The sequence below is a fragment of the Pseudomonas sp. HMWF021 genome (assembly GCF_003061005.1).
Lineage (GTDB): Bacteria > Pseudomonadota > Gammaproteobacteria > Pseudomonadales > Pseudomonadaceae > Aquipseudomonas.
The window spans coordinates 21543-45288 of sequence record NZ_QAIK01000073.1; the positions used below are offsets into that span (position 1 = coordinate 21543).

Here is a 23746-nt window from a genome sequence, read left to right on the forward strand (position 1 = left end):
TCGATTTTCACCGGACGCAGGGATTCGATGGTGCCCATGCGAATCGTCTGCACGCGACGCGCTTCGTCACGGGAATAGGAGTCACCGGTCAGGCTCGACTGGCAGCCGGTCAGCAACATCGCCATCGTGGAAAAGGAAGCAACCAGCAGAACAGACTTACGCATAGCATCAACTCCAAAAGTACATTTGCTCATTAAACCCCGCTGCTTGACGCCTGTCACGACACAGCCCGGATAAACTTGGTTTTATTCAGGCCCGGTACAGGCACCTGCTGCCCACCCAACAGTAGCGCCAAATCGTTCAACCTGCCGGGCCAAACCCAAGGATTTCCATGGATTACCTGATCATTTTCGTCACCACCGTCGCCGGTCTGTACTTCCACGGATGGCTGTACGTGCGGATCAGACGCTGGATGGATCGTGATCTGGCGCTGTCCCTGGCAGGCAAGGATGAAGGCAAACGCGCCTTCATGCTCGCACAACTGGCCCACGCCCGATCGCTGAAGATCAAGCGCCGCGACTTGCCGAAGTGGCTGGAGGCCACTGCAGCAGGCTATCACGCTCGGTAGACTGCCTAAGGCGCCAGACGTTCAAGAATCCAGTTGGCGCCCTGCTGACGATAGTTCAGGCGATCGTGCAGGCGGCTTGGACGGCCCTGCCAGAACTCGATGCGCTCGGGCAGCAGACGATAACCGCCCCAGTGTTCCGGGCAGTCGGGCTGAGTGTCGCTGAAGCGTTGCTCGGTGACCTTGAGCAGATCTTCCAGCTCACCCCGTCCGTTGATCACCCGGCTCTGCGGCGAGGCCCAGGCACCCAGACGGCTACCCAGCGGCCGCACCTGATAGTACGCGTCAGACTCTTGCGGGGTGACTTTCACCACCCGCCCCTCAATACGCACCTGGCGCTCCAGGGTTGGCCAGAAAAATGTCATGGCCGCGAAAGGATTCGCTGCCAGATGCTGGCCCTTGGCGCTGTCGTAGTTGGTGAAAAAGGTGAAGCCCTGCGCGTCCAGGCCCTTGAGCAGCAGAATGCGGCAATGCGGTCGACCGTCCGCATCGACCGTGGCCAGGGTCATGGCATTGGCCTCCACCGGCGCCTGTTCGGTTTTCACCGCGTCGGCAAACCATTGGTGGAACAGCGCAAAGGGTTCGGCCGGGGCTTGCGCCTCGGTCAGACCGTCCCGGGTGTAATCACGACGCATATCTGCCAGAGCCTGGGTCATGGCGCATTCCTTTTCGTTAGCGGATCACTGCTTGGAAGTATCGCTGGCGGCGACTTTCTTGTCTGTGGTCGCCGCTTTGGCCGGAGCGGTTTTCTTGGCAGGCGTTTTTGCCGGTGCCTTGGTCGCGGCTTTCTTCGCAGGTGCCTTGGCGGCGGCTTTCTTCGCCGGAGCCTTTTTGGTAGCAGGTACGGCGGCCTTCGAAGCGGCCGGCGCCGGGGTGACCGGTTTGGCTGCAGGTTTGACGTCCTGTGCGGCAAGCATCGTGGTCGGTGCCGGCGCCGGCATGTTGTACTTGCTCAACAGCGCAACCATGGTGTTCTGCGGGGTCACCAGCAGTTCGACACGACGGTTCAAGGCACGGCCTTCGGCACTGTCGTTGGCGGCACGCGGGGCATCGCCGCCCATGCCGCGCAGCATCAGGCGATCACGCTGCAAGCCGCTCAGGCGGAAGATCGCCGCCACGGACTGCGCGCGCTCCTGGCTGAGTTTGACGTTGGCCGGCGCGGCGCCGGTGTTGTCGCTGTGACCGAGCACCAGCACTGCGGTTTTCGGATCAGCTTCGAGGATTTTCGCGACGTTGGTGAACGGGCTGAGGGTCACCGGCAGCAGCATGGCCGGACGCTTCGGGTTGAACGAGCCTTCAACCGGCGCGATCACCACCAGCACATTGTCACGGCGTTCGAGTTGCAGATTGCTGTCCTTGATCGCCGCACGCAGGCGCGGTTCGTAGTCATCCAGCCAGGCCTGGGTGACTTTCGGATCAGGCATCGGCACCACTTTGGCTGTCGATTGATCCTTGCCGCCGAACGGCCACCACCACTTGGTGCCGGTGTCGGCATCGGCCTTGGCCACTACCGCCGGTTTGGCTTCGGGTTTTACCTCGGGTTTCACGTCGGTGTTGGCCGCCGCGTCATCGGAGCTGCCGAACGGCCAGTACCAGTGGCTGCTGCTTTCAGTCTTGGCAACTGGTGCGGTAGCGGCAGGCTTGAGCGGCGCCGGGGCTGTGGCCGGAGCCGGGGCCGGCTCTTTGGCCGCCACTTTGTCGGAGGATCCGAACGGCCACCAGCTGCCGCCATCCGCATCGTTCTTAGGAGTCTGTGCGCAACCGGTGATCGCAACACACAGGGCCAGGGCGAGAGTTTTTTTGGATGACATTGAAAATCCACAAAGTGAAGTAATGAAAAATCAGAGCTCTTTTGCCCGGATAAACAGACGCTTTGAATCGAAAAACCGGTTCTGGTTCCAACCCTGGAACCTCATGTAACGCTTTACAGACAAGTGGCAAGTACCCGCGCCAGTTGCTGTGCGCGCGGATCCATCAAGACGTACGGCCCAAGAGTATTTGTCACAAAACCGAACGCGACATCGTGCTCCGGATCAGCAAACCCCACCGAACCACCCGCCCCCGGATGACCGAATGCACGTGGGCCGAGGCCGTAAGTGGCGTTCGCCATGTCCGGCTGATCGAGCATGCAGCCCAGGCCGAAACGGGTGCGGGTCAGCAGGGTCTTGTCTTCGCCGTAACTGTGTTCGCGGGTCAGTTCTTCGAGCATTTCGCTTTCAAGCAGGCTGCCGTCAAGCAAACCGGCGTAGAAACCGGCCAGGCTGCGCGCGTTGCCATGCCCGTTGGCGGCCGGTTGTTGCATGCGCCGCCATTCCGGTTTGTTGGTGCTGGTGAGCACCGACGGCGGATTGGTGAAGGCCCGGGTTGTCATCGCGGTCGGTTCGCGCATGGTTACTTGCAACAGGCGTTGGGCAGCAGCGTCACCGACGTTGCCCTTGCCGCGAGCAATATGCGCCACGCGGTGGAATTCTTCGTCCGCCAGGCCGACGTGGAAATCCAGCCCCAGCGGCTTGGCGACACGGGCGACGATCGACTCGCCCGGCCCGCGACCGTCAGCGCGACGCAGCAACTCGCCGACCAGCCAGCCATAGGTGATAGCGGCATAACCATGGCCGGTACCCGGCGTCCACCACGGTGCTTCGGCCGCGAGGGCGTCGACCATGGTTTGCCATTCGTAGAGGGCAGCGGGCGCCAGCAACTCGCGCAGGGCCGGCAGACCGGCCTGATGGCAGAGCAATTGGCGCAGGGTGACGGATTCTTTGCCGGCGGCCGCAAATTCCGGCCAGTAGCGGGCAACCGGTGCATCCAGTTGCAGTTTGCCCTCAGCCACCAGTTGCAGCGCAGTGACGGCGGTGAAGGTCTTGGTGCAGGAAAACAGGTTGGCGATGGTGTCGCTGTGCCAAGCCTCGGTGCCGTCCTTGTCGGCGGTACCGGACCAGAGGTCGAGGACGGTTTCTCCACCGACCTTGATGCACAGGGCTGCGCCGCGTTCCTGGGGATCGTCGAACAGTGCTGCGAAAGCCTCGCGCACTGCCTCGAACTGAAGCTCGTAATGTCCCTGAATCTGCACCCGCAACTCCCCCACGAAAACGCTCTACAAAGTGGCCCGCATTGTTCCAGCCCTTGAGGGATTTGGGAACAGCTGCGGGCCGGGTGGTCATTTCAAAGCAAAATCAAAAGATCGCAGCCTGCGGCAGCTCCTACAAAATCACATTCCCTGTAGGAGCTGCCGAAGGCTGCGATCTTTAAGGCCTCAAGCCTCAGTGACCATTACCGGAATGCCCGCCCGCATGCCCGGCCCCCGGGCCTTTGCCGGCTTCACCCTTGCGCCCTCCTTCAGCTTCATGACCAGCAGCGGCAGCGGCCTTCTCAGCCTCCTTGCCGAGCTGATCAACCGCTTGCAGATTGCTCTTGCGCACCGCCTCGACAAAGCCCTGATACGGCAGATCGGTAATCCCCACCAGACCAAAGTGCCCGTTCTCGCCATCGAGCAGACGCCCGGTCACCGGTTGATCCAGGTACTGGAACCAGTGCACGCCGACAATCGACGGTTCGCTCAGCGCCTGTTTGAGGAAGTTGGCGTACGCCGGGCCACGGTCTTCTTCCTTCGCCAGTTGCGTGACGCCACCCCAGAACGGGCCACGATCACTGGAGCCGAAGTTGAATTCGGTGATCAGCACCGGTTTGTCGAGGGCACGCAGGGCGGCGAAGTCATAGCCTTCCTGCGGTTTCAGCGTGTACATGTTGAAGCTCAACACATCGCAATACTGCGCGCAGGACGCCACGGCTTCCGGGGTGCTGGTGGCGAAACGGCCACCGAGCAGCAACTGATTCGGCGCGTGCCACTTCAGCGAATCGGAGATGGTCTTGAAGTAGGTGTCGGCGAACACCTTCTGGAAGTATTTGAAGTCGTTTTCGATCTCCGGGTGTTGCGGATTCGGCATTGGCGGCACGAACCCCGGATCCTCCATCAACTCCCACGCCGGCAAATCAATGCCCCACGCCTTCGACAGGCCTTCCTGGTTGCGGTACTTGTCGCGCAGTTGCTTGAGGAACGCGCGCTTGGCTGGCACGTCGGTGGTCATTTTCAACGTGCCGTAGGCCAGGGCGTAGCGCGATTTCGGGTCATCGCCGGGACCGGCCCAGGCCAGTTCGTTGTCGGCGTAGTAACCGATCAGCCATGGATCATCGCGGTGATCACGGGCCGCGATGGCCACGGCACGCTCGGTGGCCATGGCGAAACGCGGGTCGAACGGGTCAGGCATGCCGCCCCACCAGTCGCTGCCAGTGCTGATGCTGGTGTAATCGCCGACGATCGACAGCGGCAAGGTGTACGGCACCCGCTCCGCCTCGGCGAGCGCGTCGGCGCTCCAGTTGCCGACGGTGTTGAAGCCCCAGGCCTGCAAGCGATCAAGAGTATGCGCAGCCCACTTCTGTTCATCGACCGTGGCTTTGCATGGAGCGGCGTTCGCCGGTTCGCTTTGCGCCGGTGCTGCGCAAGGTTCGCCATACAGGCGTTGCAGGTTGGCGCCGTAGAAATCGTACCAGCGCCCGTTGCCATAGCCACGGCCCTGATCGGCACCGTTGCCGCCACGGTTGTCGCCTTCGCCGAAATGGCTGGCAAGCGGCTCGTCGGCCTTGGGCAGGGATTCGAACATCCACTCGCGCCCGGCCACATAAGTCTGGTTGACCTGCGGGCTGACGGTGTTGACCCCCAGCGAATAGAACGGATGCCCTTCCGGTGTCACCAGGTACCAGCGACCGTCACGCTTTTCGGTACGGAAAAAACCGCTGGCCTTGAACGCCGGGCCTTTGCTCCAGCCGCCAAACTTGTCCAGCGAGGACTTTTCGCGCTCGGCCAGCCAGGTTTTCAGCTGTTGCTCTTCCTTGGCGGCGGCGGATTTCAGTTGTTCATCGCTGCTGACCTTTTCCGGCCATTTGCTGCGGGTCGACTGCCCGTAAGCGTCCACCAGATTGCCGTAGACCGCCTGAGTCACCGCTTCACCGTCCTGCACGCCGAATCGCTCGAGGAGCAAACTCTGGGCGGCTTTCGGCTGATCCATCCACAAGCTCACCGATACCACTTGGCTGCGATCCAGTTCACCGCTGCTGCTGGCCAGCAGAATTCGCTGACCATCGACGGTCATCGGCATCGGCGGCCCGGCCTTCATGCCCTGGCTCAGCGGCGAAGTCGCCACCAGCGGCACCAGCAGGGTTTGCGCGGGACCGGCCGGCAGATCAACGCGACTGGTCAGCGTCTGGCCGTTGTTGCTCTGGATTTGCACGTAGACCGTCACGGCCCAGTTCATTGCGCTTTGCAGACGCAGGCTCATCATGCCCGACTGCGACCAGTCCCAGGCGCCGGTCTGCGGGGTCAGGCGCAAGGTTGGCCGGGCTACCGGGTTGAACGTCACCCGGCGCAACACTTCACCTTCCGGGGTCTGCTCGGCGTTGGCTTGTGGCAGGTCAGTGTTTTCGGTGACGACTTTCACCACGTCGGCGGGGCGAACGAAGTTGAACAGGGTCTGCTGACCCGCAGGCGCCGCCAGCAACGGGGCGGCGAAAATCAAGGCGAATACGGCAGGCAACGAACGGCGAATCATAAGAACGGAGTTCTCCCTAACGACCAACTAAGGCCAATGGAAAAGCATGGCAGAGAGATAGACAGCGCGGCGGGCAAAACTGCCCACCGTTGTCTCAGGATATTTCACGACGGAAAGGAGGCAACGCATTGAGGATCGCCTTGCCGTAGCGCTGGGTGACCAGGCGTCGGTCGAGCAAGGTGATGGTGCCGCGGTCTTCTTCGGTTCGTAGCAGACGCCCGCAGGCCTGGACCAGCTTCAACGAGGCGTCGGGCACCGAGATTTCCATGAACGGATTGCCGCCACGGGCCTCGATCCACTCCGACAGCGCGGCTTCGACCGGGTCGTCCGGCACCGAGAACGGGATCTTGGCGATCACCACGTGCTCGCAGTAGGCCCCCGGCAAGTCCACCCCTTCGGCGAAACTGGCGAGGCCGAACAGCACGCTGGAATCGCCGCCATCGACCCGCGCCTTGTGCTTGTTCAGGGTTTCCTGTTTCGACAGGTTGCCTTGAATGAACACCTGCTTGCGCCAGTCACGGTCGAGACCGTCGAACACGTCCTGCATCTGTTTGCGCGACGAGAACAGCACCAGCGTGCCGCGCGAGCCTTCGACCAGATCCGGCAACTCGCGGATGATCGCCGCGGTGTGAGCAGCGGCGTCGCGAGGATCAGCCTTCAGATCCGGCACCCGCAGCACACCGGCGTCGGCGTGATGGAACGGGCTCGGCACCACGGCAGTAACAGCTTTCTTCGGCAGACCGGCGCGCATGCGGAACCGGTCAAAGGTGCCCAGGGCAGTCAGCGTTGCCGACGTCACCAGACAGCCGTAAGCCACGTTCCACAGGCTGCGACGCAAGGTTTCTGCGGCGAGAATCGGGCTGGCGTTGACCTCGATGTCGAACAGCGAACCGCTTTCCGCCAGCGTCAGCCAACGCGCCATCGGCGGGTTGTCTTCCGGGTCTTCGGCGGTGAACGCGGTCCACAATTCCCAGTTGCCCGACGCCCGGGACAACAGGCTGCCAAACAGCGGATACCATTCTTCGGCCTGATTGCTGGCGATGCCGATGTTCACTTCGCCGTCCATGCCTTCCTTGAGCAGGTCAGTCAGACGGGTGAACAGATCGTTGAGGCGCGCATAGCCCTTCTTCAGCTCAATGCCCATTTCGCGCATGTGCTCGGGAATCACCCCGCCGACGAAACGATGGCGGGGCCGCTCGCGACCTTCGACGTCTTCGCCGGGTTTGAAATCGGCGATCTGCTCACACGCGGTGAACATGAACTGCTGCTGGGTCTTGATCTCGCGCGCCAGCTCGGGCACCTGCTCGATCAGCTTGCCGAGATCCCCCGGCAACGGATGCTGGGCCAGCAGTTTGGTGAGGTTCTTCGCGGTGGTTTCCAGCCAGTCGGCGGTGGAACGCAGGCGCGTGTAGTGGGCGAAATGGCCGATGGCCTTGTCCGGCAGGTGATGGCCTTCGTCGAACACATAAATGGTGTCGCGCGGATCGGGCAGCACCGCGCCGCCGCCGAGTGCGAGGTCAGCCAGCACCATGTCGTGGTTGGTGACGATCACGTCGACCTTGCCCATGCCTTCGCGCGCTTTATAGAAAGCGCATTGGCCGAAATTGGGGCAGTGGCGATTGGTGCACTGGCTGTGATCGGTGGTCAGGCGCGCCCAGTCGGCGTCTTCCAGCGCGTTGGGCCAGCTGTCGCGGTCGCCGTCCCATTTATTGCCGGCGAGTTTCTCGATCATGCTGGTGAACAGCTTCTGGCTGGCCTCATCGACCTCGATCTTGAAGCCTTCTTCTTCGAACAGCTGCGCGGTGGCGGTTTGCGCGTGACCTTCCTGCAGCAGCATGTCGAGCTTGGACAGGCACATGTAGCGGCCACGGCCCTTGGCCAGCGCAAAGCTGAAGTTCAGCCCGCTGTTGCGCATCAGGTCGGGCAAGTCCTTGTAGACGATCTGCTCTTGCAGGGCCACGGTGGCGGTGGCGATCACCAGGCGTTTGCCGGCCAGCTTCGCCGTCGGGATCGCGGCCAGGCTGTAGGCCACGGTCTTGCCGGTACCGGTGCCGGCTTCCACCGCGACAATCGCGGGGTCGCCACTGCGCCGGCCTTCGTCGTCGGTGTCGATATCCCCGAGGACTTTGGCAACTTCGGCGATCATCAGGCGCTGGCCGTATCGCGGTTTGAGGCTCTTGGCTTCAAGAAAACGCGAATAGGCGCCCTGGATCGTGGTTTTGAGTTCAGTGCTGATCATTGAATGTCGGGCGTAAAAACGCTGGATAAATTTTCAGTAGTTCGGATCGGCCGCTATCATACCCCGCTAATCAGTCCCGCGCAGAACGGAGTACCCCCAATGACACCTTTTAGCCTCGTTTATCCACTGCATGTCCTGTCCGCCCTGGTCTGGGTCGGCGGCATGTTTTTCGCCTGGATGGTCCTGCGCCCGGCGGCGATGAAGGCGCTCGACGGCCCCGCCCGCCTGGCCTTGTGGGTAGAAGTGTTTCAAGGTTTTTTCCGCTGGGTCTGGGTCGCGGTGATCCTGCTGCCGATCAGCGGTGTCGGCATGCTGCATCTGCAGCAGATCGGTTTCGAGACCGCGCCGAAGTACGTGCAGGTGATGATCGGACTGTATGTGGTGATGACGGCGCTGTTTATTCGAATTCAGGGCTTGATGCTGCCGGAGTTGCGCAAAGCAGTAGAGGCGAAAGACTGGCCGGCGGGTGCAGTGATGCTGGGGCGGATTCGCCGGGTGGTGGGGATCAACTTGATAGTCGGATTGGTGCTGGTGGCGATTGCCGCGGCGCGGCCGATGTTCTGACCCACTGACGACCTGCACTATTTGTGGCGAGGGGATTTATCCCCGATGGGGCGCGAAGCGCCCCCGCTTTTTAATTCAAGTGCGGCGCCGCCCCATCGGGGCGGTGCGACGTTTCGCTGAATCCCCTCACCACAGTTGTGAATTGTGCGGTGCTTTAGAGGCGCTGCACGGTCACAGCCCCCGCCGCACCCGCAGGCCCGGGCTGTCCATCCGCCCCGGCCTTGCCGTTTTTGCCGCCATCGGCGCGGTACACCAGGCAGCCCTTGGACTTGCCGCCCTGGCCGGCCTTGCCACCGACACCCGCCGGGCCACCGGCGCCGCCCGCGACGTTGACCTTGATCAGTTCAGCCGGAAATTCGCGCGGCACTTCCAGGCGCACCAGCGCTCCCGGAGCACCGGGCTGGCCGTCGCTGCCATTGCTGCCATCAAAACCGTGTCCGGCTTCGCCCCAGGTGCAGCCCGGGTCTTCACCGTTGCCGCCATCGAGACCGACAAAACCCGGTGCGCCGGTGCCGCCGCGGGCGTCGACAAACAGTTTTGGCGCGTCCAGCGCCTTGAACTGCAAATTCAGATTGCGCCCGGCGCGGGCGGCTTTTTCATAAGTGCCCGGCGCCCCGCGTGCAGTGATCAGGCTGCCCTCGGACAACTGCGCACGGCTGACTTTCATGTCCAGCGCCTGTTCACTCGGGACAATCGCAATGCGCGCTTCGTGGCCCAGGCGCAATTCGCCGACAGTCAGCTCAGTCACGTTGGAAGGAATCAGCAAGGTGCCGTAATCCGCCACTTCCAGCCGTTCCAGCTGCAAGGTGCTGGCGGTGTTGGGCAAACGCATCAGGGAATTGGTTTCAACGCTGACCACCTGGGCACAAGCCAGAGGACTGATCAATGCAGCGAGCAAGCAAAGTTTACGCATGGGAAGAAGCCTCCGGAGCGGCCGGGGCCGGGATGGTTTGCAGATGGAATACACCGAACAGCAGGATGCGCAGACGGTCGCGCCACGGGTTGGGACGCCCCTTGAGGCGCGAGAACAGCAGTTCCAGAACATGCAGCGCCAGCAACAAGGCGCCGGCCACATTGACCAGCAGATGCAACGGATGCACAAACGGCATCAGCAGATTGACCACCACCACACACCAGAACAGCAGGGTCAGCAAACGCCCCAGCCCCCAGAAAACCTTCATACGCTCCCCCGTGTCGGAATTATTCTTTGGGCGCACAGTAACGGCTTGTGCAGGGGTTAGGCCAGAGGGGAAACGGAAAAAAAATCAGACAGGCGCCGGATGGCTGCCGGATCGACGCTGTTCGTCGCCCGGCAGCTCTAGTTCGCGGACTACAGACAAGTCCTAACGATTGATGTGCAGCTCCACGCGACGGTTTTTCGCCCGTCCCTCATCGGTCGCGTTGTCGGCCACCGGCTCGCTTTCGCCGCGGCCTTCGCTGGTCAGTTTGTCCGGGGCCAGGCCCTGGCTCAGCAGGTACGCCGCGACACTGCTCGCGCGACGCTCGGAAAGCGCCTGGTTATAGGCATCCGACCCTTTGCTGTCGGTATGACCGATGACCTTGATGCTCACCACATCGGCGTTGCGCAACTTGTCCATCAGCGTATCGAGCTGGGCTTTGGCGGCCGGGGTCAGGTCCGACTTGTCGAAATCGAACAACACATTGCCGGCATCGCTGAGGGTGATGACTTCGGTTTGCGGCGCAGGCTCTGGGGCTTTTGCAGTGACCGGGTATTGCGGCAACGGACAGCCGCGATGATCGACCGGGGTATTGGCCGGGGTATCAGGGCATCGGTCGCGACGGTCGAACACGCCATCGCCGTCTTCATCGCCATCCTGGGCATAGCAGATCAGCCCGCCGGTAAGAATCCCCAGCGCCGCGCCGCCACCGGCCCAGCCGCCACTTTCGATGGCACCGAGGCCGCCACCGACCAGCCCGCCTATCAGGCTGCAGATCGGCCACGTACGTTGATTGAGGGGGGCATCGCCATCGCTATGAGTGGCGCAACCGGTGAGCAGGCTGCCCAGCAGCAGCACCGGCAAGACGGACCTTGAGAAAACAGTCATTGTGAAAGCTCCTGTGTCACCGGCCCATACCGGTTACACAGGAGTAAAGACCCGCATCCGCGACTGCACAAGCCGCGGATGCGAGAGGGGCTAGCGGACGATTTTGATTTCGGTGCGACGGTTCTGTGCGCGGCCATCGGCGGTTTTGTTATCCGCCACTGGCTGGCTTTCACCCATGCCCGAGACCGAGACGAAGCTGGCACGCGGCACACCTTGCGAAATCAGGTATTCCACCACCGAGTGCGCACGGCGATCCGACAGTTTCTTGTTGTAGGCATCGCTGCCGACGCTGTCGGTGTGGCCGGTCACGGTCAGTTGCGCCGTGGACGACTCTTGTTTCAGGCGCGTGGCGACTTTGTCCAGAACCTGTTTATCGGCACCGGTCAGGGTGGCTTTGTCGAACTGGAAGTGCACATCGCGAATGACGATGGTTTCTTCCTTGACCACTACAGCCTCTTCAACAACAGGCGCAGGGGCTGGTGGAGGGCAGCCGTCAGCATCGACCTGCACGCCTTTAGGCGTGTGCGGGCACTTGTCGCGACTGTCCGGCACACCATCGCCGTCTTCGTCGCCATCACCGTGCACCCAGCAATAGGCTGCTGCCGTACCGCCGACCAGTAGTGCGCCGTAGCCGGCCCACGCCGAACTTTCCGTCGCACCAAGACCGGCACCGACCACACCACCGACCGCCGCACAGGTCGGCCAGTCGGTTTTCTGCAAACCTGCGCAACCAGTCAACACACTGGTTAGCAGAATCAAAGGTAATGCTGTCCGAACTATGCTCATCTGGTTTTCTCCTGAGGGATCGGCTTAGAACCGATTCACGGAGTAAAGACCGGAGTTTTAATCTCCGCCAGCAATAGGCCAGCGTCATTTGGGACCGTGTTCACAGGGATTTGGCACTTTTGCCATGCGTGACAAAACGGGGTCTAGGCCGGATCCGTCTGGCGCGCTAGTCTTGGCGATCTGATTGAGGAGCTTCGATGAACGTCGCCATATCTTCGCGCACGCCGCAACAGGCGCTGGCCGCTTTACTGGATCGCTATGCCCCGGCGCGTTTGCTGCTGATCGGTGCCAGCGAATTTCCGGCGCTGGCCGCGTTCAAGCAGGCGCACCCGGACTGCTGCGTCGCCCACGCCGAACCCGGTGCGTTGCCCGCTGAACTCGCGGCGCGGCGCTTTGACCTGGCGCTGGTGGTCGATTGCCTGGAGCATCTGCCCAAGCGCGACGGTCTGAACCTGCTGGGCGGCATCCGCAACCTCAACGCCAGCCGCATCGCCGTGCTGGCGGATCTGCCGGCCAGCGGCTGGCAGGAAACCGATTTCTACTCACTGGCGCTGCAAGCCAGCGAACGTTTTCAGCGTGACGAGCAGGTACTGACCCTGTTCACCTACGATCTGCTTGACTACAAACAAGTCCCCGACTGGCTCAACTCGCGGTTCTGGGCCAATCCGGAAAACTTCGGGAAATACTGGTGGTAATGCAATGAGTACAGCCATTTGCCCGTGCGGCAGCGGCAACCTGCTGGAGGCCTGCTGCGGTCACTATCACGAAGGCCACCCGGCGCCGTGCGCCGAAGCCCTGATGCGCTCGCGCTACAGCGCCTACGTATTGGGGCTGATCGATTATCTGGTGGCCACCACCCTGCCCGCCCAGCAGGCCGGTCTGGATCGCCAGGCGATCAGTGCCTGGAGCGCGCAGAGCACCTGGCTCGGCCTGGCGGTCGAAAGCTCGGAAGTGTTCGGCGGCCAGCCCGAACACGCCTTCGTCACCTTCACCGCGCGCTGGCATGACAGTCAGGGCGAACACAGCCACCGCGAGCGTTCCTCGTTCGTGCAGAACAGCGGTCGCTGGTACTTCATCGACCCGACCGTGCAGTTGAAGCTGGGGCGCAATGACAGTTGCCCGTGTGCCAGCGGGCAGAAGTTCAAGAAGTGCTGTGCGGGGTATTTCGGCGCGTAGGATCAAAAGATCGCAGCCTGCGGCAGCTCCTACAGGGAACGCAACTCCTGTAGGAGCTGCCGCAGGCTGCGATCTTTTAGCGTCTAGACTGCCAGCAAAGGGAGTTAACTCATGCTCGGACTATGGCGCACACTCAACATTCTTCCCCTGCTGCTGTTGCTGAACCTCGGCGGTTGCGCCTCATGGTTCGGCGACGACAGCATCGACCCCGCCGTGCACCTGGTGAAAGTCGAGGTGGTGCGGGCCAAGCTGCTCGAACAGAAATTCATCCTGCACTTTCGCATCGACAACCCCAACGACAGCGACCTGACCGTGCGCGGCATGGAATATCGCATTCATCTGGCCGATATGCTGCTGGCCGAAGGCGAGCATGAACACTGGATCACCGTGGGGCCGAAAAGCAGCGGGTTCTACCGGATACCGATCCGCACCAACCTGTGGCCTCGGGTAAAAGACGTGGTGAAAATGCTGAAAAGCCCCAACCAGCAGATTCCCTATCGGCTGCGGGGCGAGATGGAAACCGGTTTATTCATCGCCCACTACGTGCACCTGGAGCGCAATGGCGTGATAATCCCCGCCGATTTAATTCCGGAGCAACACCGATGACTCAGCAACCTCATGTCCATGGCCCTGACTGCAACCACGATCATGACCATCACCACGATCATGACCATGGCCATGTCCACGGCCCGAACTGCGGCCACGCCCACCAGGAACCGGTGCGCAACGCCCTGAAAGACGTTGGTCGCAACGATCCTTGCCCATGCGGCAACGGCAAGAAATTCAAGAAGTGCCACGGCGCTTGATGTTTCAGGTGAAGACCTTCTTCGCCTGAAAGATCGCCATCGCGAGCAGGCTCACTCCTACATTCGAGCGCATTCCTCCAGCTGGAATGCAATCACTGTGGGAGCTGGCTTGCCAGCGATGAGGCCGGCACCTCCAGCATTGATGCAGCCTGACACTCCGCTATCGCTGGCAAGCCAGCTCCCACAGGTTTCTCAGGCGACTGCCAGAACCTGCGCAGCACTGACCACCGTCGCATACTCCCCGTGCAAATTCCCCAGCGACATCCCGTGCACCTCTTGGGCTGAACGCGGTGTGCCGAAGTAATCGGCCTTGTCGAAGGTAAAACAGGCGTCCTCCGCCACCCAGGTGTCAAATCCCAGATTGCCCGCCGTGCGCGCCGTGGACTCCACCGAGTTGTTGGTCGCCACGCCAACGATGATCAATTGCTCGATCCCGGCCTCACGCAAGCGTGCCTTCAACCCTGTGGCACAAAACGCATCCGGTACCTGTTTCTGGATCAGCCATTCACCGTCCTGCGGCATGAATCGCTGCTGAAACTCCACCCCTGACTGCCCGGGCCAGAACACCGAATCCGCTTCACGCGACAGATGCTGCACATGAATCACTTGCCGTCCGCTACTGCGCCACGCCCTCAGTAAATCGAGCATGCGCTCTTCGGCCTGTGGATTGTTCCGCCTGCCCAGGCGCGGCTGCAGAATGCCTTGTTGCTGGTCGATGATGATCAGTGCAGCGCTGGCCTTGAGCTCCATGGCGTTTTTTTCTCATGCGGGGTCAGTGAGCTCCGCAGTTCAGCATCACCTCCACGTATCAGGCAAGTGCATAAGACCAACCCGCCAAGATCAAAAGATCGCAGCCTTCGGCAGCTCCTACAGGGTGTATTCAATCCAATGTAGGAGCTGCCGAAGGCTGCGATCTTTTCCATTCGACAGAAATACACAAATAACCCCCGCGCCCGCTTGCGCGGCCATCGCCTGCTCACTAACGTAGCGGCTTTATTGCGCCCCCAGCCTCTACACCCCCGCAGGAGCTTTGCCATGGCCTCGCCAGCCCTTACACATTTTCTTCCCCGGTTCGGCGTTGCCGCAGCAGTGGCCGGTGTCTTGAGCCTGTCCGGTTGCCAGACCTGGAACGCGCAGGACACCCTCCCGCCCACCTCCGGCGTGCAACCGCTCAAGGGCCTGGCGCAGAACGTTTCGGTGCGACGCAATGCCATGGGCATGCCGTTGATCGAAAGCAACAGCTTCCACGACGCACTGTTCACCCTCGGTTACGTGCATGCCAGCGACCGCATCAACCAGATGGTCACCCTGCGCCTGCTGGCTCAGGGGCGGCTGGCGGAAATGTCCGGCGCCGCGATGCTCGACGCCGACCGCTACATGCGCGCGGTCAACCTGAAGAAAAGCGCCGACGAGCTGTACAAGGCCTCGTCGCCACGTCTCAAGCGCTTCTTCGAAGTCTATGCGCGGGGCGTCAACGCCTACCTGTTCCGCTATGCCGACAAACTGCCGGGCGACCTCGCCTCCAGCGGCTACAAACCGGAATACTGGAAACCGGAAGATTCGGCGCTGATCTTTGCGCTGCTGAACTTCAGCCAGTCGGCCAACCTGCCGGAAGAGATTTCCTCACTGGTGCTGGCGCAGACCGTGACCAGCGACAAACTCGCCTGGCTGACCCCGTCCGCGCCGGACGAGAATTTGCCGCTGGCCGAGGCTGACAAGCTGCAAGGCCTCAAGCTCAACGGGCAGATCCCCGGCCTGACCGAGCTGAGCAACGCCAGCCAGCAACTGGCGGCGGTGAATCTGCTGGGCGCCAGCACCTCGAACAACTGGGCGATTGCCCCGCAACGCAGCCGCAGCGGCAAGAGCATTCTCGCCAGCGATGCCCATGGCCCACTGGCAGCGCCGTCGTTGTGGACCTTCGTGCAGATCCGCGCGCCGAAATATCAGGCTGCCGGGGTCACCGTCGCCGGTCTGCCGATGGTGCTCGGAGGGTTCAACGGCAAAGTGGCGTGGAGCGCCACCAGCGTGCTCGGCGACAACCAGGACCTGTTCCTGGAAAAAATCCGCCGTCAGGGCAACAGCCTGACCTACGAGGTCAACGGCAAATGGCAGCCGCTGGGCGTGCGCAACGAAACCTATTTCGTCAAAGGCCAGCGACCGATTCGCGAAGCGGTCTACGAAACCCGCCACGGCGCGCTGCTCAACAGTGCCCAGGCTGCGGCGCAAGGCAACGGTTTCGGCCTGGCCCTGCAGACCCCGAGCTTCACCGACGACAAATCGCTGGACGCATTTTTCGATCTGACCCGCGCGCAGAACGTTGAACGCGCGTCAGACGCCAGCCGCGAGATCCGTGCGATCGCCCTGAACATGGTGTTCGCCGACGCCAGCAATATCGGCTGGCAGGTCACCGGACGTTTCCCCAACCGTCGCGAAGGCGAAGGTTTGCTGCCATCGCCGGGCTGGGAAGGTCGCTACGACTGGGACGGTTACGCCGACCCGATGTTGCACCCGTATGATCAGGATCCGACTCAGGGCTGGCTCGGCACTGCCAACCAGCGCGTCATTCCTCACGGCTATGGCATGCAGTTGTCCAACTCCTGGGCGGCGCCAGAACGTGGCGAGCGTCTGGCGGAACTGGCTGGCAGCGGCAAACAGGACGGTCGCAGCGTGATCGCCATGCAGTACGACCAGACCACGACGTTTGCCGCCAAACTGAAGAAAATGTTCGAAGCGCCAGGCATGAAGCAGCCGCTGAAACAGGCGATCGACGCCCTGCCGGAAGCCGATCGCAGCAAGGCTCGCGAAGCGTTTACCCGGTTGATGGCGTTCGACGGCAAGCTCAGCCCGACCTCGCCGGATGCGGCGATCTATGAACTGTTCCTGCAGGAAAGCATGAAGCAGATCTTCCTCGACGAACTCGGCCCCGAGTCGAGCGCGGCGTGGAAAGCCTTTATTGCCAATGGCGACTTGTCCTACGCAGCGCAGGCCGATCACCTGCTCGGGCGCGAAGACAGCCCGTTCTGGGATGACTTGCGTACCCCGCAGAAAGAAGACAAGGCACAGATTCTGGCGCGCAGTCTGGCGGCGGCAATCAGTGCCGGCGACAGCCAGTTGGGTGGCGATCACAAGGCCTGGCAGTGGGGCAAACTGCACAGCTACACGTGGAAAAACGCCAATGGCCAGACCGTCCGCGGCCCAGTGGCGGCTGGCGGCGATCACACCACGCTCAACACCGCGGCGTTTGCCTGGGGCAAGGACTTCAACACCACCCGTGCGCCGTCGATGCGTTTCATCGTCGACTTCAGCCAGAGCGAGCCGCTGATGGGGCAGAACGGCACCGGCCAGTCCGGCAACCCGGCCAGCCCGAATTACCTCAACGGCATCGATGCCTGGCTCAAGGGCCAGTACATCGGCTTGCCGATGCAGCCGCAGAACTTTGACCGGGTGTATGGCAAGACGCGTTTGACCCTCACTCCGGGCAAATAACGCCAGAGCAAGATCAAAAGATCGCAGCCTTCGGCAGCTCCTACATGGGAATGGTGAACATCCTGTAGGAGCTGCCGAAGGCTGCGATCTTTTGCTTTTCGCCCCACATAAAAACCCGATAGAACTTCCAGACTCGCGCCCACCTCATAGCTAACAAGCCCTCCATTCTGGTAACGACATGGACCTTGTTATCGCCCGCCCCGAAGGTTTGTACTGCCCTGCCGGGGATTTCTACATTGATCCGTGGCGCCCGGTCGAGCGCTCGGTGATCACCCATGCCCACGGCGATCATGCCCGTGGCGGCAACCAGCACTACCTTGCCAGCAGCGCCAGCGAAGGGATTTTGCGTGCGCGTCTGGGTCAGGAAATCAACCTGCAGACCCTCGCCTACGGCCAGCGGTTGACCCACCACGGCGTGACCTTGAGTTTCCACCCTGCCGGGCACGTGCTCGGTTCGGCCCAAGTGCGTCTGGAATACGGCGGCGAAGTCTGGGTCGCGTCGGGGGATTACAAGATCGAACCCGACGGCACCTGCGCGCCGTTCGAACCGGTGCGCTGCCACACCTTCATCACCGAATCGACCTTCGGCCTGCCGATCTACCGCTGGCAACCACAGGCGCAGGTGTTCAGCGAGATCAACCAGTGGTGGCAGGCGAACATCGCGGCGGGCAAGGCCAGCGTGCTGTTCTGCTATTCGTTCGGCAAGGCCCAGCGGATTCTGCACGGCATCGACGCCAGCCTCGGACCGATCCTCAGTCACGGTGCGGTCGAACCGCTGAACCGGGTTTACCGCGAGGCCGGCGTGTATCTGCCGCCGACGATCTACGCCGGTGATGTGAAAAAGTCCGACCCGATCATGCGCCAGGCGCTGGTCATCGCACCGCCCTCGGCGGGCGGCAGCACCTGGATGCGCCGCTTCGGTGATTTCAGCGATGCGTTTGCCAGCGGCTGGATGCGTCTGCGCGGCACTCGGCGGCGGCGCGGTGTGGATCGCGGCTTTGTCTTGTCGGATCACGCCGACTGGCCCGGCCTGCTCTGGGCCATCGAACAGACCGGCGCCGAACGGGTGATGGTCACCCACGGTTCGATCGGCGTGCTGGTGCGGCATCTGCGTGAAAAGGGTCTGGATGCGCAGGGTTTCAACACCGAATACGGCGACGATGAAGAGGAAAACATCAGCGCCGAACCTGTGATCGCCGAGGTGCAAGCATGAAAGCCTTCGCCGAGTTGTATGCCGAACTCGACGCCACCACGTCCAGCAACGCCAAACTGGCCGCCATGCAAACCTACTTCGCCCAGGCTGCACCGCAGGATGCGGCGTGGGCGGTGTACTTTCTGTCCGGCGGGCGCCCACGCCAACTGGTGCCGGTGCGGATCCTGCGCGAACTGGCCGTCGAGGTCTCGGGGCTGGAGCCGTGGCTGTTCGAGGAAAGTTATCAAGCGGTCGGCGATCTGGCGGAAACCATTTCCCTCGTGCTGCCGGAAAACCCGCACAGCTCCGAGGCGGGCCTTGCCGAATGGATCGAAGACAAATTGCTGCCGCTGCGTGGTGAAACCCCTGAGTACCTGGGCCACCAGTTGCCTGCGCTGTGGGCGCAACTGGATCGGCCAAGCCTGATGCTGTGCATCAAATTGATCACCGGCAGCTTCCGCGTCGGCGTATCAAAACTGCTGGTCACCCGCGCACTGGCGTCGATGGCCGGCCTGGACAGCAAACGCGTGGCGCAGCGGCTGGTGGGTTACACCGACCTGTCGAACCGGCCGAATGCCGCGAGCTATTTGAAACTGATCGCCCCGGAATCCGCCGACGAACACGCGCAACGTGGCGGTCAGCCCTACCCGTTTTTCCTCGCCCATGCGTTGTCGCAACCAGTGGAGGAATTCGAAGCACTGCTGGGGCCGGCGAGCAACTGGCAGGTGGAGTGGAAGTGGGATGGCATCCGCGCGCAAGTGGTCAAGCGCGAGGGTCGGTTGTGGGTCTGGTCCCGGGGTGAGGAGCTGGTGACCGAACGCTTCCCCGAGTTCGATACCTTGATCCACTCGTTACCTGACGGCACGGTGATCGACGGCGAAATCGTGGTCTGGAAAAGCACCCACCCGAACACCGAAGACGCCTTCGATCCGCAATCGACAGAACCACCTGCGGTGCAACCGTTCGCCCTGCTGCAGCAACGGATCGGGCGCAAGACCCTCGACAGGAAAATCCTCGAAGAGGTGCCGGTGGTGGTGCTCGCCTACGACTTGCTGGAATGGCAGGGCGAGGACTGGCGTAACCGTCCGCAGGCCGAACGGCGGGCGCAACTGGAACAAGTGATCGCTCACGGTAACAACCCGGTGTTACTGCCTTCACCCGTTCTTACCGGCAACGACTGGTTCGATCTGGCCCGTCAGCGCGAGGCCTCACGGCGCCTCGGGGTTGAGGGCATGATGCTCAAGGCCCGCGATGCGCTGTATGGCGTGGGGCGCACCAAGGACATGGGCGTGTGGTGGAAATGGAAAGTCGATCCGTTCAGCGTCGATGCGGTGTTGATCTACGCCCAGCGCGGACATGGCCGTCGCGCCAGCCTCTACAGCGATTACACCTTCGCCGTATGGGACGGCCCGCCGGAGGCCAGCCAACGCGCGCTGGTGCCGTTCGCCAAGGCCTATTCGGGGCTGACCGATGAGGAAATGCGTCAGGTCGACAGCATCGTGCGCAAGACTACGGTGGAAAAATTCGGCCCGGTCAGCAGCGTCAAGCCGAGCCTGGTGTTCGAACTGGGTTTCGAAGGCATCGCCCTGTCGCGGCGGCACAAGAGCGGGATTGCCGTGCGCTTCCCGCGCATGCTGCGCTGGCGGCAGGACAAAACGGTGGATGAGGCCGATAGCCTGGCGACGTTGCAGGATTTGCTGGCCTGACCGGGTTTTCCGGGACAAACCTCCAATCGTCCTGAATGAACATCCTGCAGTGAGTGGATTTTCTGGTGAGGGAATCTTGTGGTGAGTGATCTTGTGGTGAGGGGATTTATCCCCGATGGGCCGCGAAGCGGCACCCCTCATTCTTTTAGTAGACCGCGTATACCGGATTTGCGACTGCTGCGCAGCCGATCGGGGATAAATCCCCTCCCCACAGGTACGCTCATCACAAATCAGCGCCTCAATAAGATTCCTCTCCACCACAAAAAAATGCCTGCATCGACCCAACTTGGTGCGCCTCATTCCCCACGCCCGTTTCCGTGCACCAATCCCTCTCACCGCCCTCCTTCCCCAACCTTTTAAACACTTGTTCGGGACTCTGGTTCGGAAATTGCTACTTTCTATAGGTCGTAAGCGTTGCAGTAACAATAATTCTGCGCCACAAGCGCTCATATTGGTTCTTAGGGATTGAATAATGAAAAAAGCATTGCTGACCCTTTCTGCACTGGCGTTGTGCATGGCCGCCGGCTCCGCGCTGGCCAAGGAATACAAAGAGCTGCGTTTTGGCGTTGATCCTTCCTACGCACCGTTCGAGTCGAAAGCGGCCGACGGCAGCCTGGTGGGCTTCGACATCGACCTGGGCAACGCGATCTGCGCCGAGCTGAAGGTCAAGTGCAAATGGGTTGAAAGCGATTTCGACGGCATGATTCCGGGCCTCAACGCCAACAAATTCGACGGTGTGATCTCGTCGATGACCGTGACCCCGGCCCGTGAAAAGGCGATCGATTTCTCCAGCGAGCTGTTTTCCGGCCCGACTTCCTACGTGTTCAAGAAGGGTTCCGGCCTGAGTGATGACGTCGCTTCGCTGAAGGGCAAATCGGTCGGTTACGAGCAAGGCACCATTCAGGAAGCCTACGCCAAGGCTGTGCTGGAGAAGGCCGGGGTGAAAATCCAGGCTTACGCCAACCAGGATCAGGTCTATGCCGACCTGAAAAACGGCCGCCTCGACGCCTCGATCCAGGACATGCTGCAAGCCGAACTGGGCTTTCTGAAGTCGCCGGATGGCGCCAACTACGAAGTCAGCAAGCCGGTGGACAGCGAATTGCTGCCAGCCAAAACCGCTGTCGGTATTAAGAAAGGTAACAAAGAGCTGAAGGCGCTTTTAGATAAAGGTATCAAAGCGTTACACGATGACGGCAAATACGCCGAGATTCAAAAGAAACACTTTGGCGATCTGAATCTGTACAGCGGCAAATAATGCCCCGGCGCCCATCCACGATGGGCGCCTTTTCCATCCGCTCAGGTTGCTGATTTATGTTCGAAAACCTCTTACAAAATCTGGGGCTCTCCGCCTTCAGCCTCAAGGGCTTCGGCCCGTTGCTGTTGGAAGGCACCTGGATGACCATCAAATTGTCGGCGTTGTCGCTGCTGGTGGCCGTGTTGCTCGGCCTCTTGGGCGCCAGTGCCAAACTGTCGAAATCCAAACTGCTGCGCCTGCCTGCCCAGCTCTACACCACGCTGATTCGCGGGGTGCCGGATCTGGTGCTGATGCTGTTGATCTTCTACAGCCTGCAAACCTGGCTGACTGCCCTGACCGACGTCATGGAATGGGACTACATCGAAATCGACTCTTTCACCGCCGGGGTGATCACCCTGGGCTTCATCTATGGCGCGTATTTCACCGAAACCTTCCGTGGAGCGATTCTCGCCGTGCCGCGCGGTCAGGTTGAAGCGGCCACCGCTTATGGCCTCAAACGTGGCCAGCGTTTTCGCTTCGTGGTGTTCCCGCAAATGATGCGCTTCGCCCTGCCGGGCATCGGCAACAACTGGATGGTGATGCTCAAGGCCACCGCACTGGTGTCGATCATCGGTCTGGCGGATCTGGTCAAAGCGGCGCAGGACGCCGGTAAAAGCACCTATCAACTGTTCTACTTCCTGGTACTCGCCGCCTTGATCTATCTGCTGATCACCAGTGCATCCAACGTCATCCTGCGCTGGCTCGAGCGTCGCTACGCCGCCGGTGCCCGGGAGGCCGTACGATGATCGAACTCCTGCAGGAATACTGGAAACCCTTCCTTTATACCGACGGCAACAACATCACCGGGCTGGCGATGACGATGTGGCTGCTCAGCGCCTCGATCTTCATCGGTTTTCTGGTGTCGATCCCGCTGTCGATTGCCCGGGTCTCGCCGCACTTTTATATCCGCTGGCCGGTGCAGTTCTACACCTACCTGTTCCGTGGCACGCCGCTCTACATCCAGTTGCTGATCTGCTACACCGGCATCTACAGCCTGGCCGCCGTGCGCGCGCAGCCGTTGCTCGACAGTTTCTTTCGCGATGCGATGAACTGCACGATCCTCGCGTTCGCCCTGAACACCTGCGCCTACACCACGGAGATTTTTGCCGGGGCGATCCGCAGCATGAACCACGGCGAAGTCGAAGCGGCCAAGGCCTACGGTCTGACCGGCTGGAAGCTGTACGCCTACGTGATCATGCCGTCGGCGCTGCGCCGTTCGCTGCCGTATTACAGCAACGAAGTGATCCTGATGCTGCACTCGACCACCGTGGCTTTCACCGCGACCATCCCCGACATCCTGAAAGTTGCACGGGACGCCAACTCGGCGACCTACCTGACCTTTCAGTCGTTCGGCATCGCCGCGCTGATCTACCTGACCATTACCTTCGCGCTGGTCGGCCTGTTCCGCCTCGCCGAACGCCGATGGCTGGCCTTCCTCGGGCCGACCCACTAGGAAAACCTGTAATGCGACACCAGATCCATGACCTGTTGGCCCCGGTGCCGGGGACCGCTCGACAGATCCACAGCTTCCACTTCGGCCCGGAGCAGGCCCAAGGCAAGATCTACATCCAGTCCTCGCTGCATGCCGACGAACTGCCCGGCATGCTCGTGGCCTGGCACCTCAAGCAGCGCCTGGCGGAGCTGGAAGCCGCCGGGCGCCTGCGCAGCCAGATTGTGCTGGTGCCGGTGGCCAATCCGGTCGGCCTCGAACAAGTGCTGATGGATGTGCCGCTGGGCCGCTACGAGATGGAGAGCGGGCAGAATTTCAATCGCTGGTTCGTCGACCTCAGCGAAGAAATCGGCAACGACGTCGAGGGCAAGTTGGGCGACGACCCGCAACGCAACCTTGAGCTGATCCGCGCCAGCCTGCGCAACGCCCTCGCCCGTCAGACACCCGCCACGCAACTGCAATCCCAGCGTCTGACCCTGCAACGGCTGGCGTGCGATGCCGACATGGTGCTGGACCTGCACTGCGATTTCGAATCCGTGGTTCATCTCTACACCACGCCCGAAGCGTGGCCGCAGGTCGAGCCGCTGGCGCGTTACATCGAAGCCCAGGCGAGTTTGCTGGCGACCGATTCCGGCGGCCAGTCGTTCGACGAATGCTTCACCCTGCTGTGGTGGCAACTGCAGGAGCGCTTCGGCGAACACTTCGAGATTCCGCTGGGCAGTTTTTCGGTGACCGTGGAATTGCGCGGCCAGGGTGACGTCAATCACCCGCTCGCCAGCCGTGACTGCCAGGCCTTGATCGATTACCTGATCC

Annotated in this window: 23 protein-coding genes and 1 pseudogene; 13 read left to right on the forward strand and 11 right to left on the reverse strand. The window is 61.6% G+C overall.

Annotation, left to right across the window (positions count from 1 at the left end; all coding sequences use genetic code 11):
• Positions 1-164: pseudogene (locus DBR18_RS29040) on the reverse strand (hypothetical protein); the annotation flags it as partial.
• A 167-nt stretch (positions 165-331) separates the two neighbouring features.
• Here DBR18_RS29040 and DBR18_RS10410 point away from each other — a divergent pair.
• Positions 332-568, forward strand: a complete 237-nt coding sequence (locus DBR18_RS10410) for a hypothetical protein (protein ID WP_108590253.1) — start codon at positions 332-334, stop codon at positions 566-568.
• Positions 569-573: 5 nt separating this feature from the next.
• On the opposite strand, the gene pdxH is transcribed toward DBR18_RS10410, so the two are convergent.
• The 5 genes from pdxH to dinG all read right to left on the reverse strand — a co-directional run bounded on the left by pdxH (position 574) and on the right by dinG (position 8407).
• Positions 574-1221 (reverse strand): pyridoxamine 5'-phosphate oxidase, encoded by a 648-nt coding sequence (pdxH, locus tag DBR18_RS10415; RefSeq protein WP_108590254.1) that lies wholly within the window; start codon positions 1219-1221, stop codon positions 574-576.
• Between the two features lie 24 nt (positions 1222-1245).
• A complete protein-coding gene (locus DBR18_RS10420; protein WP_108590255.1) occupies positions 1246-2376 on the reverse strand; it encodes an OmpA family protein in 1131 nt (376 codons plus the stop codon).
• A 113-nt stretch (positions 2377-2489) separates the two neighbouring features.
• Entirely contained in the window at positions 2490-3635 is a 1146-nt protein-coding gene (locus DBR18_RS10425; protein WP_098967554.1) for a serine hydrolase domain-containing protein, read from the reverse strand.
• 190 nt (positions 3636-3825) lie between these two features.
• On the reverse strand, positions 3826-6168 hold the full coding sequence (locus DBR18_RS10430; RefSeq protein ID WP_108590256.1) for a beta-galactosidase: 2343 nt from the start codon (positions 6166-6168) through the stop codon (positions 3826-3828).
• A 94-nt stretch (positions 6169-6262) separates the two neighbouring features.
• The gene (gene dinG, locus DBR18_RS10435; RefSeq protein ID WP_108590257.1) at positions 6263-8407 is read right to left on the reverse strand and encodes an ATP-dependent DNA helicase DinG; all 2145 of its coding nucleotides are present in this window, start codon (positions 8405-8407) and stop codon (positions 6263-6265) included.
• A 99-nt stretch (positions 8408-8506) separates the two neighbouring features.
• Between dinG and DBR18_RS10440 the strand changes: the two genes are divergently transcribed.
• On the forward strand, positions 8507-8971 hold the full coding sequence (locus DBR18_RS10440; RefSeq protein ID WP_108590258.1) for a DUF2269 family protein: 465 nt from the start codon (positions 8507-8509) through the stop codon (positions 8969-8971).
• A gap of 154 nt (positions 8972-9125) precedes the next feature.
• Here the strand turns inward: DBR18_RS10440 and DBR18_RS10445 are convergent, their stop codons facing one another.
• From DBR18_RS10445 to DBR18_RS10460, 4 genes are all read right to left on the reverse strand, one after another.
• Positions 9126-9884 (reverse strand): collagen-like protein, encoded by a 759-nt coding sequence (locus tag DBR18_RS10445; RefSeq protein ID WP_108590259.1) that lies wholly within the window; start codon positions 9882-9884, stop codon positions 9126-9128.
• Complete coding sequence (locus DBR18_RS10450) at positions 9877-10152, reverse strand: DUF1145 domain-containing protein (protein ID WP_108590260.1); 276 nt, start codon at positions 10150-10152, stop codon at positions 9877-9879. The genes DBR18_RS10445 and DBR18_RS10450 overlap by 8 nt, the downstream gene beginning before the upstream one ends.
• 162 nt (positions 10153-10314) lie before the next feature.
• Positions 10315-11037, reverse strand: a complete 723-nt coding sequence (locus DBR18_RS10455; RefSeq protein WP_108590261.1) for an OmpA family protein — start codon at positions 11035-11037, stop codon at positions 10315-10317.
• A gap of 90 nt (positions 11038-11127) precedes the next feature.
• Positions 11128-11823, reverse strand: a complete 696-nt coding sequence (locus tag DBR18_RS10460; RefSeq protein WP_007961897.1) for an OmpA family protein — start codon at positions 11821-11823, stop codon at positions 11128-11130.
• 197 nt (positions 11824-12020) lie between these two features.
• Here DBR18_RS10460 and DBR18_RS10465 point away from each other — a divergent pair, with 197 nt between their 5' ends.
• The 4 genes from DBR18_RS10465 to DBR18_RS10480 all read left to right on the forward strand — a co-directional run bounded on the left by DBR18_RS10465 (position 12021) and on the right by DBR18_RS10480 (position 13805).
• The gene (locus DBR18_RS10465; protein WP_041070621.1) at positions 12021-12518 is read left to right on the forward strand and encodes a DUF6231 family protein; all 498 of its coding nucleotides are present in this window, start codon (positions 12021-12023) and stop codon (positions 12516-12518) included.
• 4 nt (positions 12519-12522) lie between these two features.
• A complete protein-coding gene (locus DBR18_RS10470) occupies positions 12523-12999 on the forward strand; it encodes a YchJ family protein (RefSeq protein WP_108590262.1) in 477 nt (158 codons plus the stop codon).
• A gap of 111 nt (positions 13000-13110) precedes the next feature.
• Positions 13111-13605: an LEA type 2 family protein gene (locus tag DBR18_RS10475; protein WP_108590263.1), complete on the forward strand. Its 495-nt coding sequence runs from the start codon at positions 13111-13113 to the stop codon at positions 13603-13605.
• Positions 13602-13805, forward strand: a complete 204-nt coding sequence (locus DBR18_RS10480) for an SEC-C metal-binding domain-containing protein (RefSeq protein WP_003198420.1) — start codon at positions 13602-13604, stop codon at positions 13803-13805. Before DBR18_RS10475 ends, DBR18_RS10480 begins: the two co-directional genes overlap by 4 nt.
• Positions 13806-13997: 192 nt before the next feature.
• On the opposite strand, the gene DBR18_RS10485 is transcribed toward DBR18_RS10480, so the two are convergent.
• Positions 13998-14555: a cysteine hydrolase family protein gene (locus tag DBR18_RS10485; RefSeq protein WP_108590264.1), complete on the reverse strand. Its 558-nt coding sequence runs from the start codon at positions 14553-14555 to the stop codon at positions 13998-14000.
• Positions 14556-14840: 285 nt separating this feature from the next.
• Between DBR18_RS10485 and DBR18_RS10490 the strand changes: the two genes are divergently transcribed.
• The 7 genes from DBR18_RS10490 to DBR18_RS10520 form a co-directional block, all read left to right on the forward strand.
• Positions 14841-17291, forward strand: a complete 2451-nt coding sequence (locus tag DBR18_RS10490) for a penicillin acylase family protein (RefSeq protein ID WP_108590265.1) — start codon at positions 14841-14843, stop codon at positions 17289-17291.
• Positions 17292-17469: 178 nt separating this feature from the next.
• A complete protein-coding gene (locus DBR18_RS10495) occupies positions 17470-18504 on the forward strand; it encodes a ligase-associated DNA damage response exonuclease (RefSeq protein WP_108590266.1) in 1035 nt (344 codons plus the stop codon).
• Positions 18501-20189, forward strand: a complete 1689-nt coding sequence (locus DBR18_RS10500) for an ATP-dependent DNA ligase (protein WP_108590267.1) — start codon at positions 18501-18503, stop codon at positions 20187-20189. Before DBR18_RS10495 ends, DBR18_RS10500 begins: the two co-directional genes overlap by 4 nt.
• A 472-nt stretch (positions 20190-20661) precedes the next feature.
• Positions 20662-21444 (forward strand): transporter substrate-binding domain-containing protein, encoded by a 783-nt coding sequence (locus DBR18_RS10505; protein WP_003222321.1) that lies wholly within the window; start codon positions 20662-20664, stop codon positions 21442-21444.
• A 56-nt stretch (positions 21445-21500) separates the two neighbouring features.
• On the forward strand, positions 21501-22229 hold the full coding sequence (locus DBR18_RS10510) for an ABC transporter permease (protein WP_003222319.1): 729 nt from the start codon (positions 21501-21503) through the stop codon (positions 22227-22229).
• Entirely contained in the window at positions 22226-22936 is a 711-nt protein-coding gene (locus DBR18_RS10515; protein WP_108590268.1) for an ABC transporter permease, read from the forward strand. The genes DBR18_RS10510 and DBR18_RS10515 overlap by 4 nt, the downstream gene beginning before the upstream one ends.
• Positions 22937-22947: 11 nt before the next feature.
• Positions 22948-23746: succinylglutamate desuccinylase/aspartoacylase family protein (locus DBR18_RS10520; RefSeq protein WP_108590269.1), on the forward strand; the 799-nt coding region annotated here is incomplete at its 3' end.